This is a genomic window from Roseibium algicola (assembly GCF_001999245.1).
Taxonomy (GTDB): Bacteria; Pseudomonadota; Alphaproteobacteria; order Rhizobiales; family Stappiaceae; genus Roseibium; species Roseibium algicola.
Genome location: NZ_CP019630.1, coordinates 2,434,768 through 2,447,476 on the forward strand (window position 1 = coordinate 2,434,768; position 12,709 = coordinate 2,447,476).

14 protein-coding genes are annotated in these 12,709 nt (G+C 50.8%); 10 read left to right on the top strand and 4 right to left on the bottom strand.

The window, feature by feature from the left end:
* Positions 1 to 54: 54 nt before the first annotated feature.
* Positions 55 to 1,101 carry an ABC transporter substrate-binding protein gene (locus B0E33_RS11320; RefSeq protein ID WP_077291277.1) on the bottom strand — a complete coding sequence of 349 codons (1,047 nt, stop codon included), beginning with the start codon at positions 1,099 to 1,101 and terminating at the stop codon, positions 55 to 57.
* A 114-nt stretch (positions 1,102 to 1,215) separates the two neighbouring features.
* Between B0E33_RS11320 and B0E33_RS11325 the strand changes: the two genes are divergently transcribed.
* Positions 1,216 to 2,085 (top strand): MurR/RpiR family transcriptional regulator, encoded by an 870-nt coding sequence (locus tag B0E33_RS11325; protein WP_075284660.1) that lies wholly within the window; start codon positions 1,216 to 1,218, stop codon positions 2,083 to 2,085.
* Between the two features lie 7 nt (positions 2,086 to 2,092).
* Here B0E33_RS11325 and B0E33_RS11330 read toward each other — a convergent pair whose 3' ends face one another.
* Positions 2,093 to 2,668: a cupin domain-containing protein gene (locus tag B0E33_RS11330; RefSeq protein ID WP_022999333.1), complete on the bottom strand. Its 576-nt coding sequence runs from the start codon at positions 2,666 to 2,668 to the stop codon at positions 2,093 to 2,095.
* Positions 2,669 to 2,784: 116 nt separating this feature from the next.
* On the opposite strand from B0E33_RS11330, the gene aptA reads away from it, so the two are divergent.
* The 3 genes from aptA to B0E33_RS11345 all read left to right on the top strand — a co-directional run bounded on the left by aptA (position 2,785) and on the right by B0E33_RS11345 (position 6,297).
* A complete protein-coding gene (gene aptA, locus B0E33_RS11335; protein WP_077291278.1) occupies positions 2,785 to 4,125 on the top strand; it encodes an omega-aminotransferase AptA in 1,341 nt (446 codons plus the stop codon).
* Between the two features lie 472 nt (positions 4,126 to 4,597).
* A complete protein-coding gene (locus B0E33_RS11340; RefSeq protein ID WP_077291279.1) occupies positions 4,598 to 4,975 on the top strand; it encodes a hypothetical protein in 378 nt (125 codons plus the stop codon).
* Entirely contained in the window at positions 4,972 to 6,297 is a 1,326-nt protein-coding gene (locus tag B0E33_RS11345) for a relaxase/mobilization nuclease domain-containing protein (RefSeq protein ID WP_077291280.1), read from the top strand. The genes B0E33_RS11340 and B0E33_RS11345 overlap by 4 nt, the downstream gene beginning before the upstream one ends.
* A gap of 96 nt (positions 6,298 to 6,393) precedes the next feature.
* Here the strand turns inward: B0E33_RS11345 and B0E33_RS11350 are convergent, their stop codons facing one another.
* Positions 6,394 to 7,470, bottom strand: coding sequence for a type II secretion system protein (locus B0E33_RS11350; RefSeq protein WP_077291281.1), 1,077 nt, complete (start codon positions 7,468 to 7,470; stop codon positions 6,394 to 6,396).
* A gap of 93 nt (positions 7,471 to 7,563) precedes the next feature.
* Here B0E33_RS11350 and B0E33_RS11355 point away from each other — a divergent pair, with 93 nt between their 5' ends.
* Positions 7,564 to 8,298 carry a hypothetical protein gene (locus tag B0E33_RS11355; RefSeq protein WP_077291282.1) on the top strand — a complete coding sequence of 245 codons (735 nt, stop codon included), beginning with the start codon at positions 7,564 to 7,566 and terminating at the stop codon, positions 8,296 to 8,298.
* Here the strand turns inward: B0E33_RS11355 and B0E33_RS11360 are convergent, their stop codons facing one another.
* Positions 8,299 to 8,565, bottom strand: a complete 267-nt coding sequence (locus B0E33_RS11360) for a hypothetical protein (RefSeq protein ID WP_156912386.1) — start codon at positions 8,563 to 8,565, stop codon at positions 8,299 to 8,301.
* Positions 8,566 to 8,878: 313 nt separating this feature from the next.
* On the opposite strand from B0E33_RS11360, the gene B0E33_RS30890 reads away from it, so the two are divergent.
* From B0E33_RS30890 to rplO, 5 genes are all read left to right on the top strand, one after another.
* On the top strand, positions 8,879 to 9,025 hold the full coding sequence (locus B0E33_RS30890) for a hypothetical protein (RefSeq protein WP_156912387.1): 147 nt from the start codon (positions 8,879 to 8,881) through the stop codon (positions 9,023 to 9,025).
* A complete protein-coding gene (locus B0E33_RS11365) occupies positions 9,022 to 9,495 on the top strand; it encodes a tyrosine-type recombinase/integrase (protein WP_077291284.1) in 474 nt (157 codons plus the stop codon). Before B0E33_RS30890 ends, B0E33_RS11365 begins: the two co-directional genes overlap by 4 nt.
* A gap of 313 nt (positions 9,496 to 9,808) precedes the next feature.
* Positions 9,809 to 11,014 carry a CHAT domain-containing protein gene (locus B0E33_RS11370; RefSeq protein ID WP_167579529.1) on the top strand — a complete coding sequence of 402 codons (1,206 nt, stop codon included), beginning with the start codon at positions 9,809 to 9,811 and terminating at the stop codon, positions 11,012 to 11,014.
* Between the two features lie 12 nt (positions 11,015 to 11,026).
* Positions 11,027 to 11,326 carry a Pepco domain-containing protein gene (locus B0E33_RS11375; RefSeq protein WP_077291286.1) on the top strand — a complete coding sequence of 100 codons (300 nt, stop codon included), beginning with the start codon at positions 11,027 to 11,029 and terminating at the stop codon, positions 11,324 to 11,326.
* 49 nt (positions 11,327 to 11,375) lie between these two features.
* Positions 11,376 to 12,263 (top strand): 50S ribosomal protein L15, encoded by an 888-nt coding sequence (gene rplO, locus B0E33_RS31560; protein WP_322853557.1) that lies wholly within the window; start codon positions 11,376 to 11,378, stop codon positions 12,261 to 12,263.
* The last annotated feature ends 446 nt before the right edge of the window (positions 12,264 to 12,709 follow it).

Here is a 12,709-nt window from a genome sequence, read left to right on the forward strand (position 1 = left end):
CATGCGCGGCCCGTGGCCGCGCAGTCTGGTCGTGACGGTTATCCGCATCCGCACTCATTGTGCCGTTTTGATGCGCGTCCATTCACTGTTGTAAAGCTGAAGGTCGCGGCCGAGGTCCACGAAGATCTGCAGCTTTTCCATCACGTCCTGAGGCGGGTAGATGCTTTCGTTGTTGGCAATTTCCGGCGGCAGGAGCTCCCGGGCCGGCAGGTTCGGGGTGCCATTCAGCTGCTGCTGTACGTTCAGCGCGGAAATTTCCGGCTGAAGATAGAATTGCAGGAACTTCTTTGCGTTGTCCTTGTTCGGTGCGCTGGCAAGGACGCAGATATCCTCCTGGTACATGGTCGCGCCTTCCTCCGGTATGACGTAGGCGAGCACGTCCGGAGCCTGCTGCACGAAAATGTTCGCGCCGACATACCAGTGTGCCGCCGCCACATCGCCGGACTGGACCAGCGGAATGCTGTCGTAGGTAAAGGCGGTGACGTTCTTCTTGCGCTCCAGAATGTAATCTGCCGCGGCCTTGATCTCGGCTTCATCGGTGGAATTGACCGACGTGCCGTTCATGATGTGACCGATGCCGATGGTCTCGCGCAGATCGTCGAGAAGGATGATCTTCTCGCCCTTGTCAGCCAGGGCGAAGAAATCCTTCCAACCGGTCATTTCGGCCACTTTCTGCTTGTTGTAGGCGATGCCGACGGTGCCCCAGGCATACGGCAGACAGTATTCCGCGTCCGGATCTGTCTTCGCGCGGATGAACTGCGGGTCGATGTTCTTAAAAGCCGGATCGCTGCCGATGCCGGTCTTTTCCAGCAAACCAAGCTGGAACATGATGTCGTGCATATGGACCGACGGGAACACGATATCGTAACCGGTGGCACCGGCCTGGATCTTCGCAAGCATTTCCTCGTTGGAGCCATAGGTGTCCAGGTTGACCTTGATCCCCGTCTCCTCGGTAAATCTGGTCAGAACCTGAGGATTTATGTAGTCGCCCCAGTTGTAGAGATTCAGTTCTTCCTCGGCCTGCGCAGCACTGGCAACAGCCACCAGTGCCGCTGCCCCAAGTGTTGCCTTGGCAACTCTCTTCAGCGTGTTGTTAGTCATGGAACCCTCTGGTTTGCTGCCACGTTTCTGGGAGGTGAACGGGCTTGCGTCCAAAAGGAGATTGAATTATGACATTTCTGTCAAATGTTATTTTTCTGTCATTTGGGAGCTGAAATGGAAGCCGGCTTCTCCTCCTTCCCTCAGGCGAAATTCGATGAATTCATCAAACGCTTGCAGGATGAAACACCCAAACTCCCCAAGCAGGAGGCCCGGCTTGCGCAGTTTGTCAGCCTGAATATTTCATCTCTCGGGCTGGAAACCGGAAAATCTCTCGCGGAAAAGGCGGGGGTTTCAGAGGTCACTGTCGGAAGGTTGCTGCGCCGGCTCGGATGCGACGGCATGAAAGGGCTGAAGCAGCTGCTGCGCGAACATTATTCGGTCACCACGGCCTCCTTCGTCACCGACGGGGACATCCCTTTGCGGTTCGTCGAGACGCTGGAAGCCGAGGTCCAGGGACTGACCAACGTCTTCAACCAGACGCAAGGCGATAATTGGGAAGAGGTCATCCGACTGGTTTCGGCTTCCGAGACGATTTACGCCACGGGATTTCAGTCGATCCGGGGAACGGTGGAGGATTTCGCCCGCCGAATGGCGCTTGCGCGAAAGAATGTCCATTTCCTGTCCGCCCATGACGGCATGCTGGGCGAGTGGCTTGATCACGGTCCGGAAACGGCCGCCACAACATGCCTTATCCTGGTGGACGTCGTGCCCTATGCATCGGAATCGCTGAAGCTCGCCCGGCTGGCAAAGAGCCAGGGCCGATCAGTGATTGTGGTTTCGGACGAATATTGCCACTGGAGTAGGGAGATCGCCGATGCCGCCGTCTATGCGCCTTCCAGAACGGGCCTCTTCCTGGAATCGACAATCGGGATCGTTGCCGCGCTCAGCCTGATGGTCGACATTGCAGCCAGGGCCAACGAGACGACCTCGAGCCACCGTCTGGTACAATGGAAGGCGAATTCGAAGAAGCTCGGACTGTTCTAGCGTAGGGTCAGAACGTCGGCGGCGTACAGGCGCTGACAACGACACAGCGGCCGTTTCGCAGTGCCTTGAACCTGTGTGGGATCGAACTCTTGAAGAGGTAGGCATCTCCCGGTCCGAGGACCTTTCTCTGCTCGCCGACGGTAACTTCAAGCCGTCCCTCAATGACGATACCGGCTTCCTCGCCCTCGTGGCTGAGCATGACCCGCCCTGTATCCGCACCCGCTTCATAAACTTCGTAAAGCATCTGCAGCTCGTGGCCGAAGAGGCTGTTGCCGACTTGCCTGTAGGAAATGTTGCCCTTGCCGATTTCGGTCAGCTCATCGACGCCGAAAAACACCTGCTCCTGCCGCTCCGGTTCATAGGCGAAGAACTCGGAAAGACCGATCGGTATACCGTCCAGAACGCGTTTCAGCGCGCTGAGGGAGGTGTTGATCTTGGCCGCTTCCAGCTGGGAAATGAAACCGTTGGTGACACCGGCCCGTTTGGCCAGTTCCCGCTGTGAATAGCCATGCGCTTCCCGGATCGCCCGCAGGCGCAATCCGACGTCGCGTGAGAAGTCATCGGTGTTTAGTGTGTTTATCATCCTAAACAGTTTCCCATTCAAAATGCGTCTTTTCAATGCCTTGGTGTCTGCAAGAAACAGACTATTCGGCTTGTCAAAATCAGTGCTTTCTAGTGCGACCGACCGAGGAGGCGCACATGAACATCGTCAACAACAACACAGATATTCGATCCAACCAGCCGCTTGACGCATACTGGATGCCATTTACCGCGAACCGTCAGTTCAAGCAGTCTCCTCGCATGCTGGTCTCGGCCAAGGGCATGCATTACCGCAGCGATGACGGCCGCAGAATTCTCGACGGCACTGCGGGCCTCTGGTGCTGCAATGCCGGACACGGTTATGAAGAGATCACCAATGCGGTCGCCCGGCAGCTGTCAGAACTGGACTACGCGCCCTCCTTCCAGATGGGGCATCCGATTGCCTTCGAATTTGCAGAACGTCTGAAGTCGGTTGCGCCGGAAGGCTTCAACCATGTCTTCTTCACCGGATCCGGGTCTGAATCCGTCGACACGGCCCTGAAGATGGCGCTCGCCTATCACCGCGCCAGGGGCGACGCTTCCCGAACCCGGCTGATCGGGCGGGAACGCGGCTATCACGGGGTCGGCTTCGGAGGCATTTCCGTTGGCGGTATCGTCAACAACCGCCGTCATTTCGGGTCGCTCCTGACCGGTGTCGATCACTTGCCGCACACCCATGCTCCCGAACACAACAGCTTCAGCAAGGGCCAGCCGGAGTGGGGCGCACATCTTGCTGACGATCTGGAACGGATCGTTGCGCTACATGGTGCAGAGACAATCGCGGCCGTTATCGTCGAACCGGTCGCCGGTTCCACCGGTGTCCTGATCCCGCCCAAGGGATATCTGGAACGACTGCGTGCGATCTGCGACCGTCACGGTATCCTGTTGATATTCGATGAGGTCATCACCGGTTTCGGACGCCTTGGCGCCCCTTTCGCATCCGATTTCTTCGGCGTGAAACCGGATCTCTTTACCACTGCCAAGGGTCTTACCAACGGCGTCATTCCGATGGGAGCGATCTTCGCGCAAGACGCGATCTATGAAGCCTTCATGGATGGTCCGGCCGAAACAATCGAACTCTTCCACGGCTATACCTATTCCGGTCACCCGGTTGCCTGCGCCGCCGGCCTTGCCACGCTCGATATCTACGAAAAACATAAGCTTCTGACCCGTGGTTCGGAGATTTCAAACGCCTGGGAAGACCGTATCCATACGCTCAAGAGCGCCAAACACGTCAAGGACATCCGCACTGTTGGCGTCATTGCCGGCATTGAACTCAACTCCCGCGAGGACGCGCCCGGAAAACGTGCTTACGAGGTTTTCATCAAGTGCTTCGAGGCGGGCTTGCTGATCCGCGTGACTGGCGACATCATCGCCCTTTCGCCTCCATTGATTGTAGAAGAAGGCATGATTGACGAGATGGTGGAAACGCTGGGACAGGTTCTCTCCGATACGGCCTAGGTTTCCGGTCTTCCGCCCTGCCCCCGCCGTGATCCAACAAAAAACCCCGGTCAGGATATCTGCCGGGGTTATTTGTTTGTTTCGGTATGTGGCTTTGAGCGTTTTGTGGCCTTGGGCGTCGGGCATAGCGCTTTTTGTGGGGGCGCTGGTCAGTTTAAAATCTGTATCCGTTACCAACAAAAAACCCGGCGCGAGGCCGGGTTATTTGTTGGTTGCGGGAGTGCGCAACTGCCAAGACCTACGTCCTGCTGAATATGTAAAGCAGGACAAGATGGTTGCGGGGACGCACAACTGCCTCGACCTACGTCCTGCTAATAATGAAAAGCAGGACAAGTTGGTTGCGGGGGTTCGCAACCAATTCAGCCTACTTACATTTGCAACTGATCTCTCGGCATGGCGTTACGCCTCCTGACATGTGTTCCTGTTAGGAGAGTTGTTTTCGCCGCCATACGGGAGCCGGAAAGGGCTCGCTATGGCTAAAACATTGATCAACGTTCCATTCTCACTTCGCCTGACTTTCGAAGAGAGGGCAAAACTCGAAAAACAAGCTGCCGGAATGCCGCTCGGCGCATACATCCGCAAACAGGTCTTTGGCAAGGACACAACGCCACGCAAGACACGAGGAAAGCACCCCGTCAAAGATCACGTTGCACTCGGGCGCGTTCTTGGTGCGCTCGGCCAATCCCGCCTTTCCAGTAACGTGAATCAACTTGCCAGGGCAGTAAACACAGGATCGTTGCCTGTCACACCGGACACGGAGCAATCAATTATCGAGGCTTGCGAAGCCATCGAAGAAATCCGCATCGAATTGCTCAAAGCTCTCGGCTCGGAGCCAGGAGGTGTCGAATGATCCTAAAAGGCTCCGCCAGGGGTAGCGCCCGCGAATTGGCCGCGCACTTGCTCAATACTACTGACAACGAACATGCTGAAGTTCACGAGGTTCGCGGCTTCGCCAGTGAAGATCTAACCAACGCAATGATTGAAGCTGAATGTCTTTCGAAAGGAACACGGTGCACCAAGTACCTGTTCTCCCTCAGCCTAAACCCACCTGCTCACGAGACTGTATCCATAGAGACCTTCGAAGAGGCTGTTGACCAGATCGAAACCGGGCTCGGATTGGAAAATTGCCCCCGAGCCGTGGTATTTCATGAGAAAGAAGGCCGCCGTCACTGCCATGTTGTTTGGAGCCGCATCGACAGTGAGGAAATGAAAGCTGTACCAATGCCGTATTTCAAAAATCGGCTAATGGATTTGTCACGCGACCTGTTTCTTGAGCACGATTGGGATGTTCCACTTGGCATTCTTGATCGCTCAGCCAAGAACCCATTGTCATTCGATTTGAGCGAATGGCAACAAGCCCAGCGAACAAAGCAAGACCCGCGTATTATCAAAGCCGTTTTGCGTGATTGCTGGCAAGGCTCGGATTCCAAAGAAGCCTTCAAAGGCGCGTTGGAGAGCTATGGTTACTATCTTGCCCGTGGTGATCGTCGCGGTTTCGTCGCCGTGGATGTCAGAGGCGAAGTTTACTCGCTCTCTCGTGCCATTGGTATCAGATCCAAGGACTTGAACGACAAGCTCGGTACTCCAGACGACTTACAGAGCGTCGAAGAGGCAAAAATGCTGGTCAACGCACACTGGTCGGAGAAATTGCAAAGACTTTCCGACGACATGGATGCAAAACATCGCCGACAGAAAGAACCTCTAGATCAGAAGCTAAACCAGATCACCCAGCGTCAATGCCAGGAAAGGCAGGCTCTTAGCCAGTACCATCAAGAACGCTGGGACAAAGAATCCGTAATACGTTCCGAACGCCTTCCTAATGGGCTTGGCGGCATTTGGAGCCGTTTCACAGGTAAATACGCCAAAATTCGGCATTATAACGAGTGTGAGGCTTGGGAAACACTCAAGCGCGACGAAGCGGAAAAAGAGCACCAGATCGTTAAACATCTTGAAGAGCGATCATCAATCCAGAAAACGCGTCAACGGCTAAAACAGCATCAGCAAATCGAACGCGCCGAGCTTCACCGCGAAATCGCTGCTCAAATGAGCCGAAGAACAGTGCAGCGGCAAAGGTTCGAAGCCGAATTCAAATTGCAGACTGCAAAACCACAACTAAGTCAACGTGCGCGAGGTCTATTTCGAAACAGAGACGATCTCGAGCCAGAATTTTGATCAACCCCAAAATATTGATAAAGCATTATCAAATTACAGAAAAATCGGAATATTTGCTTACACGAAAGTCTGCCAATACCCGTGTTCTTTGTTAATTCAAGGGGAATAGGCAAATGAAGATGCATCCCATCTGTAAATGGTCATGTTGTTGGTGGCGGCCCAATTTTCCGAAAAGGAAATGGTTATCCGTTTATGATTTGCCGTGTCGGACGAGAGACATCCAACAAGTCCACTTGAGTTAGTCACGTTCAGTGCGCGAATAAACCCCTTGTTACAACTAAGAACAATGTTTGAGTCATTCACCACACAGGAAGCATCTCCCCAAACATTGGAGCACACTTCGGCATTCCGAAGTGCGTTTTTCAGCTGACCTAAAGCAGTTAAATCGATAATCGAGGCGGCGCTGAGTTGGATACTGCCCACCAGTTGCCCCGCGGCCAAAGTTTTTGCGGTATTGGCGGCATATTCGAGATAATCGTCATTGTAGTAGATACCCTCGGCAAAGCTGCGTTCAGCCGTGCTTACGAAGGTTGCATTGTTGTCGCAGTTTTCTCCATCCGCTGTGTTTGTGTCGCATTCCCAGGCCTGCTTGCCTTCACGGGTGTAAGCTCCAGCCTTATTATCCCCGTGGCTCAGAACAACAAAATGGCCGTTAATTGTCAGAGTGTTATTACCTTGGTCAATTACACGAATAGCGCCAAGATTGGCGTCAAAAGTCTCAGAATTCTGTGCGAGCACTTCCGTCACAGCGTAGCTAAGTCGGTTGCCGGAACCATCTATGCCTAAATGTCCAGGCAACAGGCGCGCCCCACCATCTTGGCTGATCAAGGGAAATGTTCCGATCCTAACAACGCGGCCATCTGTTCCCGACACTGTTTTTATTTCAGTCGGTGAGGCACTCGAACAGTCACTTGCGCGGCTTTGAGCGTCTGAAGGACGAGCGGGGCAAGGATAATGTCCATTGTTCCTCTGAAACTCGACTATCGCTTCATAGGCTGCAGAGATGCTCTCCAGATTCTGGCGAGTTCTCTTTTCTTCCAAATAGGTCGCATAGAGATTTGCCAAAGAGGCGGCCAAGACACCGAAAATGATTAGAACAATTGACAATTCGATTAAGCTAAAACCGTTTTCCGCTCGAAACCTCAGATTAAGCTGCAATATTTTTAAGTTCATTTAAATATATTACATCTATTTATAAGTAATATAAAGTAATTTTGAAAATAACCCAATTATTGTGCTAGTATAAAATTAGGCAATAAGTGACGAATGGGAATTATGGTGGAATTAGAGGAGATAGCGGCGGCGCAAAGGGAACGCCAGCGTGCGCAGGATCTGGAAGACTTCAACAACGAACTTCACGGCAATGAAACAGGGCGTTTACCGCGCTTTTTGAGCGTGGAAGCAAGGGAAGCTCTTGCCGAGGGTAAAACTGGAAGACAATCCAAATCTTCACTTTCGACGCTGGACTGGCTGCTTCTGAACGATCCAGAATTCGCGCAAGCCTATGAACTGGCCATGGATGCCCTGGCCGATGCCGAAGATGCGGTGCAGACAGCTCTTGACCAAGCCATCGCCCGAGCCGAAGAAACCCAACTGGCGCTGGACGAGTTAACCGACAAGGCCATGCGCCTCAGCGATGGCCGCGCGGTGTTCATGGATCAATCTGGTATCGTTCGCGATGAAAAAGGAAATGCTATTGATCCGGTGCTGGCCGCTACACTCGAATGGCAGGGCTACGGGCCGTCTTTTGAAGACTATTTGGAAAAACGGGAAGCCGACAACGAAGCAGACGCAGCCGTTCTGGCTATCCGCGAGGATCAGGCGGAACTTGGTGAAATCAGGGACGAATTGAGCGACGAGGATGCAGAACTATCGACGGAGCGCGTGAAAGAACTGCATCAGCGCGTCGATGAAATCCGCGACACCTACATAGCTCCTGTTGATGCGCCGGAAATCCGCAACGAAACAAGCATGAAAGTTGAGCCGATCACTTTGGGATGATCACTGAGTGCGGTAATCGAAGCTACCGCATTTCTTTTCAAGAATAGCGTAGAGGATCGCAAGAGGGTGCGCGGAAGGGTAATCCTTCATGATGTCTGCAACATAGGCATTGCTCTGGGTTTGATCACTGAAATACCAATCATTGATGCAGTCACGCTGAGCCTCCTGTCCGTTTTCAACTGCGATCATACCAGCCATCGAACCTGCAATTTTTGTGTAGGAGCTTCGGCTCTCCTCTGACCAGTCAAGAAAATCTTTGGCGGTCAATGCCTCGTTAGCTTGTGAAGTGCTAGCAAATGAAGTAATTGCGATGCCAATGACTAGAAATAATTCCGGGAAATTTTTGAATTTCGGAGAACAGTTTAGATATTTTTGTTTTTGTTCTTGATATGTCTTGATATGTCTTGATATGTCTTGATAATTCCCTACAATAAAGGCTGTTTAGTGGCACGGATTGAAGGGCAAAAATCCTGCCAAGCCATTGAAACACAGAGAGGTACGGAACCTTGGAACAGAAATATCTAAACTGTTCCCCGCGCTGAGCGTTGCTTTGAGGCGGGGCACGTAGGAGTGAACCGCCATGACGGGCAGCGATCATATTTTCAATGGCATGAGCCTCTACTCGTTAGCGGGTGAGCGCAAATATCTCTCCGCCGCTGAGCGTGAACGGTTCTACAGAGCGCTTCCCGTTCTCTCCTGTCCCGAAGAGCGTACTTTTGTTGAATGATCTATTGGACAGGTTGTCGTCCATGCGAAGCCCTGTCGATGTCACCGCTGCAAATCCAGTGCGATGATGGCTTTGTCGTGATCCGCAGCGCCAAGAAACGCGGCAGGCTCAAAGGCCGTCACTTTCGTTCCGTACCGTTGCCGGAGCCCTTCTTATGCAGGATGGAGGAGGTGCATGATTTGCGCGACGTGCAGGTTTACGAAGAAGTAGAAACCATCCGGCTCTGGCCGTTCGGGCGCACCAAGGGCTGGCGGCTGGTCAAGCGCGTGATGGAAGCGGCAGGGATATACGGCATTCAAAGCTGCGCGCGCGGCCTGCGCCACACGATGGGCGTACACGCCATCATCACCAATGTGCCGGAAACCCGCGTGCAATCCTGGCTCGGCCATGCCAGCCTTGCGACCACTGGCATCTATATCGACGCCACAGGCCCTGAAGACCGCGCCATCGCTGAGCGCATGTGGCAATAACTTCCTTCCTCATGAGATGCCTGTCCGTCGCCCCCAATCGGCAGGCAGGCATCTCGCCTGAGCTTGTAAGCGCTGCAACACTTCAGGCTCTGAATTCCAGTTGAACAAAACTGCCATGCTGGTGAAAGGTAAAACCCGCCGATCCCAATAGCTGGAAAGATTGAAGGCCCCGTGTATTTGGAACTGAAAAAACAATCCTCTCACGCATATTGACAGATAAACCTTTGATTGCATTTACTCCTAAACTCACTTGCGCCAACCGCTAAAATATGCACGAATATGAATAATTGCCTCTTTTTAAATGATATGTGTCATGTCTTCTCGATCACTTCCTAGAAATCGACCATCAAAAGAAACGCGAAACTCACCTAAAGTATCTACTGATATCAAAGCGGTGTTAGCTCAAACACCTTGTGATATTCAGATAGATATTGAAGCACGAGGCGACAGGTATACCGTAACGGTTGCTGACGCACACGGAGCGCGTGCAAGATGTAATTCCGATGGAACTAAATTCGATTTTCAGAACCTAGCCAAGAATGCAATGGAGCTAGCCCCTTTATTTCTAAACAATCCCAGCAAGCATATTTCTGAGTTTTCATCACTTTGTTATAGAATTTACGTCTCTTTGTTCTCATCACAGAATACTAGAGACATTGTTTCTCAAGCATTCAAGAAATCCGAAAAGCACCCATCTAAAATCATCATTCATTCGATGGAACTTTCTCTTCCTTGGAATCTTCTTTTTATCGAAGATCCAGTCGAATTAGAGAGAGATAGCTTGGCGACATATTTTTTAGGCCAAAATTGTATTATTTCCGCAAACATTTTAGATCCTGAGACCGGAGCAAGTTACCCACATCCAAAGATCAATAAAAAGGCAGACATTCTCGGAGGTTTTTGCGACAGTTTACCTTTTGCATCGCAACTTGAGATCCCGTCTCTCAGACGTCATGCCACATCCCGTCGCTCCCCAAGTGTTGCGAAATATCGCCCACTACCAAAATATAACCGATTACCCGACAGTGGATCTGAAATTGATAAGAAGATCCGAAATAAGCTTTTCCGATCAAAAGTTAATTTTATTCACCTTGCATGTCATGGCAGCGCCAATGAGCATTCGCACGATAGTTTCATTACAGTAAGAAATCGATATCCGATAAAATTTAGCACATTCTGCCCAACTAAATATTATTTTAGCGACAACCCAATAGTATTCCTAAACGCTTGTGAAATGTCTTTCCAGAATCCAATGTCCGTTTTTAGTCTTTCTGGCGAACTAATTAAAAGAAACGCTCGCACCGTGCTTGCACCGTTCTGCAAGGTTTCGGACTATTCATCGGCTCGTTTTTCAAAATACTTTTACGCAAGCCTATTTCACAGAAATCAGAACGTAGCCGAGGCTGCCTTCTACGCACGCAAGAAGCTACTATTAAACGCGAATACAAAAGCCAAACATGATTTCACCGGCTTTGCGTACATTTTAGTCGGGCAGCACAACGCTCATCTATCTTATTGAAAGGTCAGATAAATGGCTAAAAAAACCGAATCCCAGATTCTTGTTCAAGTAAGTGACTCAACTTTGATGCGCTCTGGAGAAAACGAAGAAATACCAGTGTCAAAGATTAAGAAAGAGCTGTCGAAATTTCTTAATGAAATCGAAGGAATTCTCGAGGAGGCAAGCACTAAAACTTCGCATGCCGCTTATCTATCAGAGGTAACGCTCTCTGCGGCAGTCCATAGTGGAGGCAAACTTTCCTTACTCGGAAGCGGCGTTGAAGTGTCGGCAAAAGCCGGGATCACCTTCAAGTTCACTTTTCCACAACCTTAAGAAGATCTAAACTTTCTAATTGTGATAATCTAAACGAGCAAAATCGAATATGATTCGCCTGAATAAACTCTCTGATCGCCCCGGCTCCACAAGGCAGCGCCGCAGGAAGGCTCGTGGAATTGGAACCGGGAAAGGTAAAACTGCCGGGAGGGGGCATAAGGGGCAGAAGTCCCGCTCAGGCGCGTCGCTTTTCGGACAGGAAGGAGGTCAAAATCCTTTAGTCAGAAGGTTACCCAAACGAGGGTTCACGTCTCGCGATAAAACTCCCTGGTGCGAAATCAACCTACAGCAGATCCAGGAAAAAATCGATCAACATAGGCTGGATATCAACCAGACAATCGATGAAGACGCTCTGTTTCAAGCTGGTCTGATGCGACGAGGTCGTATGTATGCAAGGGTTCTTGGGGTTGGAGAGCTCAAGCAGGCGATAGAACTGCATGTGGCACATTCTAGCAAAGGCGCTAGAAGCAAAATAGAACGCTCGGGTGGAAAAGTAAAAAACCTCGCATCAGCGGTTAAAAACCTTGATAGCAAGCATTTATATGGCTTATACAATAAAGAAGTAAATATTAAGGAGGCAATTCAAATAAACTTTGAAGGAGTGAGCATGTACCTTAAATCCAATGTCGACAGATACAATATAAATGCTACCGATACCGTGAATGTTGACATAGAGGTTCGGCTTGACGACACTGAGAAGATGATTGAACCAGATTTACTATCTGAATTATCAATTTTGTTCGACGGTTACGGCATTGAATCAGAAGTACAAAGTTTAGATTTTTCACAAATCTATAATGACATATCGTCGAGAAATGTATTTAATTCTACCGTTAAATATCACCCTACTGAAACAGGTTCGCTCGACATACTCGTCAACATAATGCGCGGGCACGAGCGCATCGCACGAACTAGACACACATTGGACTGTGAATAAGAAGGCACAGTATTATGAGTGTTTAGCGCTCTTTTTGTTTCACTAGCGAATTTTTTCTTACGTCTTTCTTAGATAGCCTGACGATTATTCACCTTAACTCCCCAAGTAGCCAACATTTAGCCCGTATAATCGATGAAGTTTTCGGTTGGCCTTGGGCACCTAATGCAGCAGGAACCCTAAATTTAAGGGAATGGAATGCCCTACAGCGCTCCAGAACTGTGCTTAATCGTGTGGATCGCACATCGGCCTGCGCCTCACTTTTAGGCCATTGATTGGTACGAATTCGAGCGGGACAGTGAAGCCCGTGTCGTCATTGTGCTTCCATGTGCCACTGATCTTAGCCCAAAATGAAATTTCGCCTTTGTAGATGACGTGCTAGGCAAGAAAGTCTGGTGCGTTTTGGTTGTCGCGTTTGTTTGCCATGATTTCCTCCTTTGATTCAGGTT

Bases quoted from the DNA above. Each gene is read 5' to 3' on its own strand.
- B0E33_RS11320 (WP_077291277.1), bottom strand. From the start codon at position 1,101: ATGACTAACAACACGCTGAAGAGAGTTGCCAAGGCAACACTTGGGGCA.
- B0E33_RS11325 (WP_075284660.1), top strand. From the start codon at position 1,216: ATGGAAGCCGGCTTCTCCTCCTTCCCTCAGGCGAAATTCGATGAATTC.
- B0E33_RS11330 (WP_022999333.1), bottom strand. From the start codon at position 2,668: ATGATAAACACACTAAACACCGATGACTTCTCACGCGACGTCGGATTG.
- aptA (WP_077291278.1), top strand. From the start codon at position 2,785: ATGAACATCGTCAACAACAACACAGATATTCGATCCAACCAGCCGCTT.
- B0E33_RS11340 (WP_077291279.1), top strand. From the start codon at position 4,598: ATGGCTAAAACATTGATCAACGTTCCATTCTCACTTCGCCTGACTTTC.
- B0E33_RS11345 (WP_077291280.1), top strand. From the start codon at position 4,972: ATGATCCTAAAAGGCTCCGCCAGGGGTAGCGCCCGCGAATTGGCCGCG.
- B0E33_RS11350 (WP_077291281.1), bottom strand. From the start codon at position 7,470: ATGAACTTAAAAATATTGCAGCTTAATCTGAGGTTTCGAGCGGAAAAC.
- B0E33_RS11355 (WP_077291282.1), top strand. From the start codon at position 7,564: ATGGGAATTATGGTGGAATTAGAGGAGATAGCGGCGGCGCAAAGGGAA.
- B0E33_RS30890 (WP_156912387.1), top strand. From the start codon at position 8,879: ATGACGGGCAGCGATCATATTTTCAATGGCATGAGCCTCTACTCGTTA.
- B0E33_RS11365 (WP_077291284.1), top strand. From the start codon at position 9,022: ATGATCTATTGGACAGGTTGTCGTCCATGCGAAGCCCTGTCGATGTCA.
- B0E33_RS11370 (WP_167579529.1), top strand. From the start codon at position 9,809: ATGTCTTCTCGATCACTTCCTAGAAATCGACCATCAAAAGAAACGCGA.
- B0E33_RS11375 (WP_077291286.1), top strand. From the start codon at position 11,027: ATGGCTAAAAAAACCGAATCCCAGATTCTTGTTCAAGTAAGTGACTCA.
- rplO (WP_322853557.1), top strand. From the start codon at position 11,376: ATGATTCGCCTGAATAAACTCTCTGATCGCCCCGGCTCCACAAGGCAG.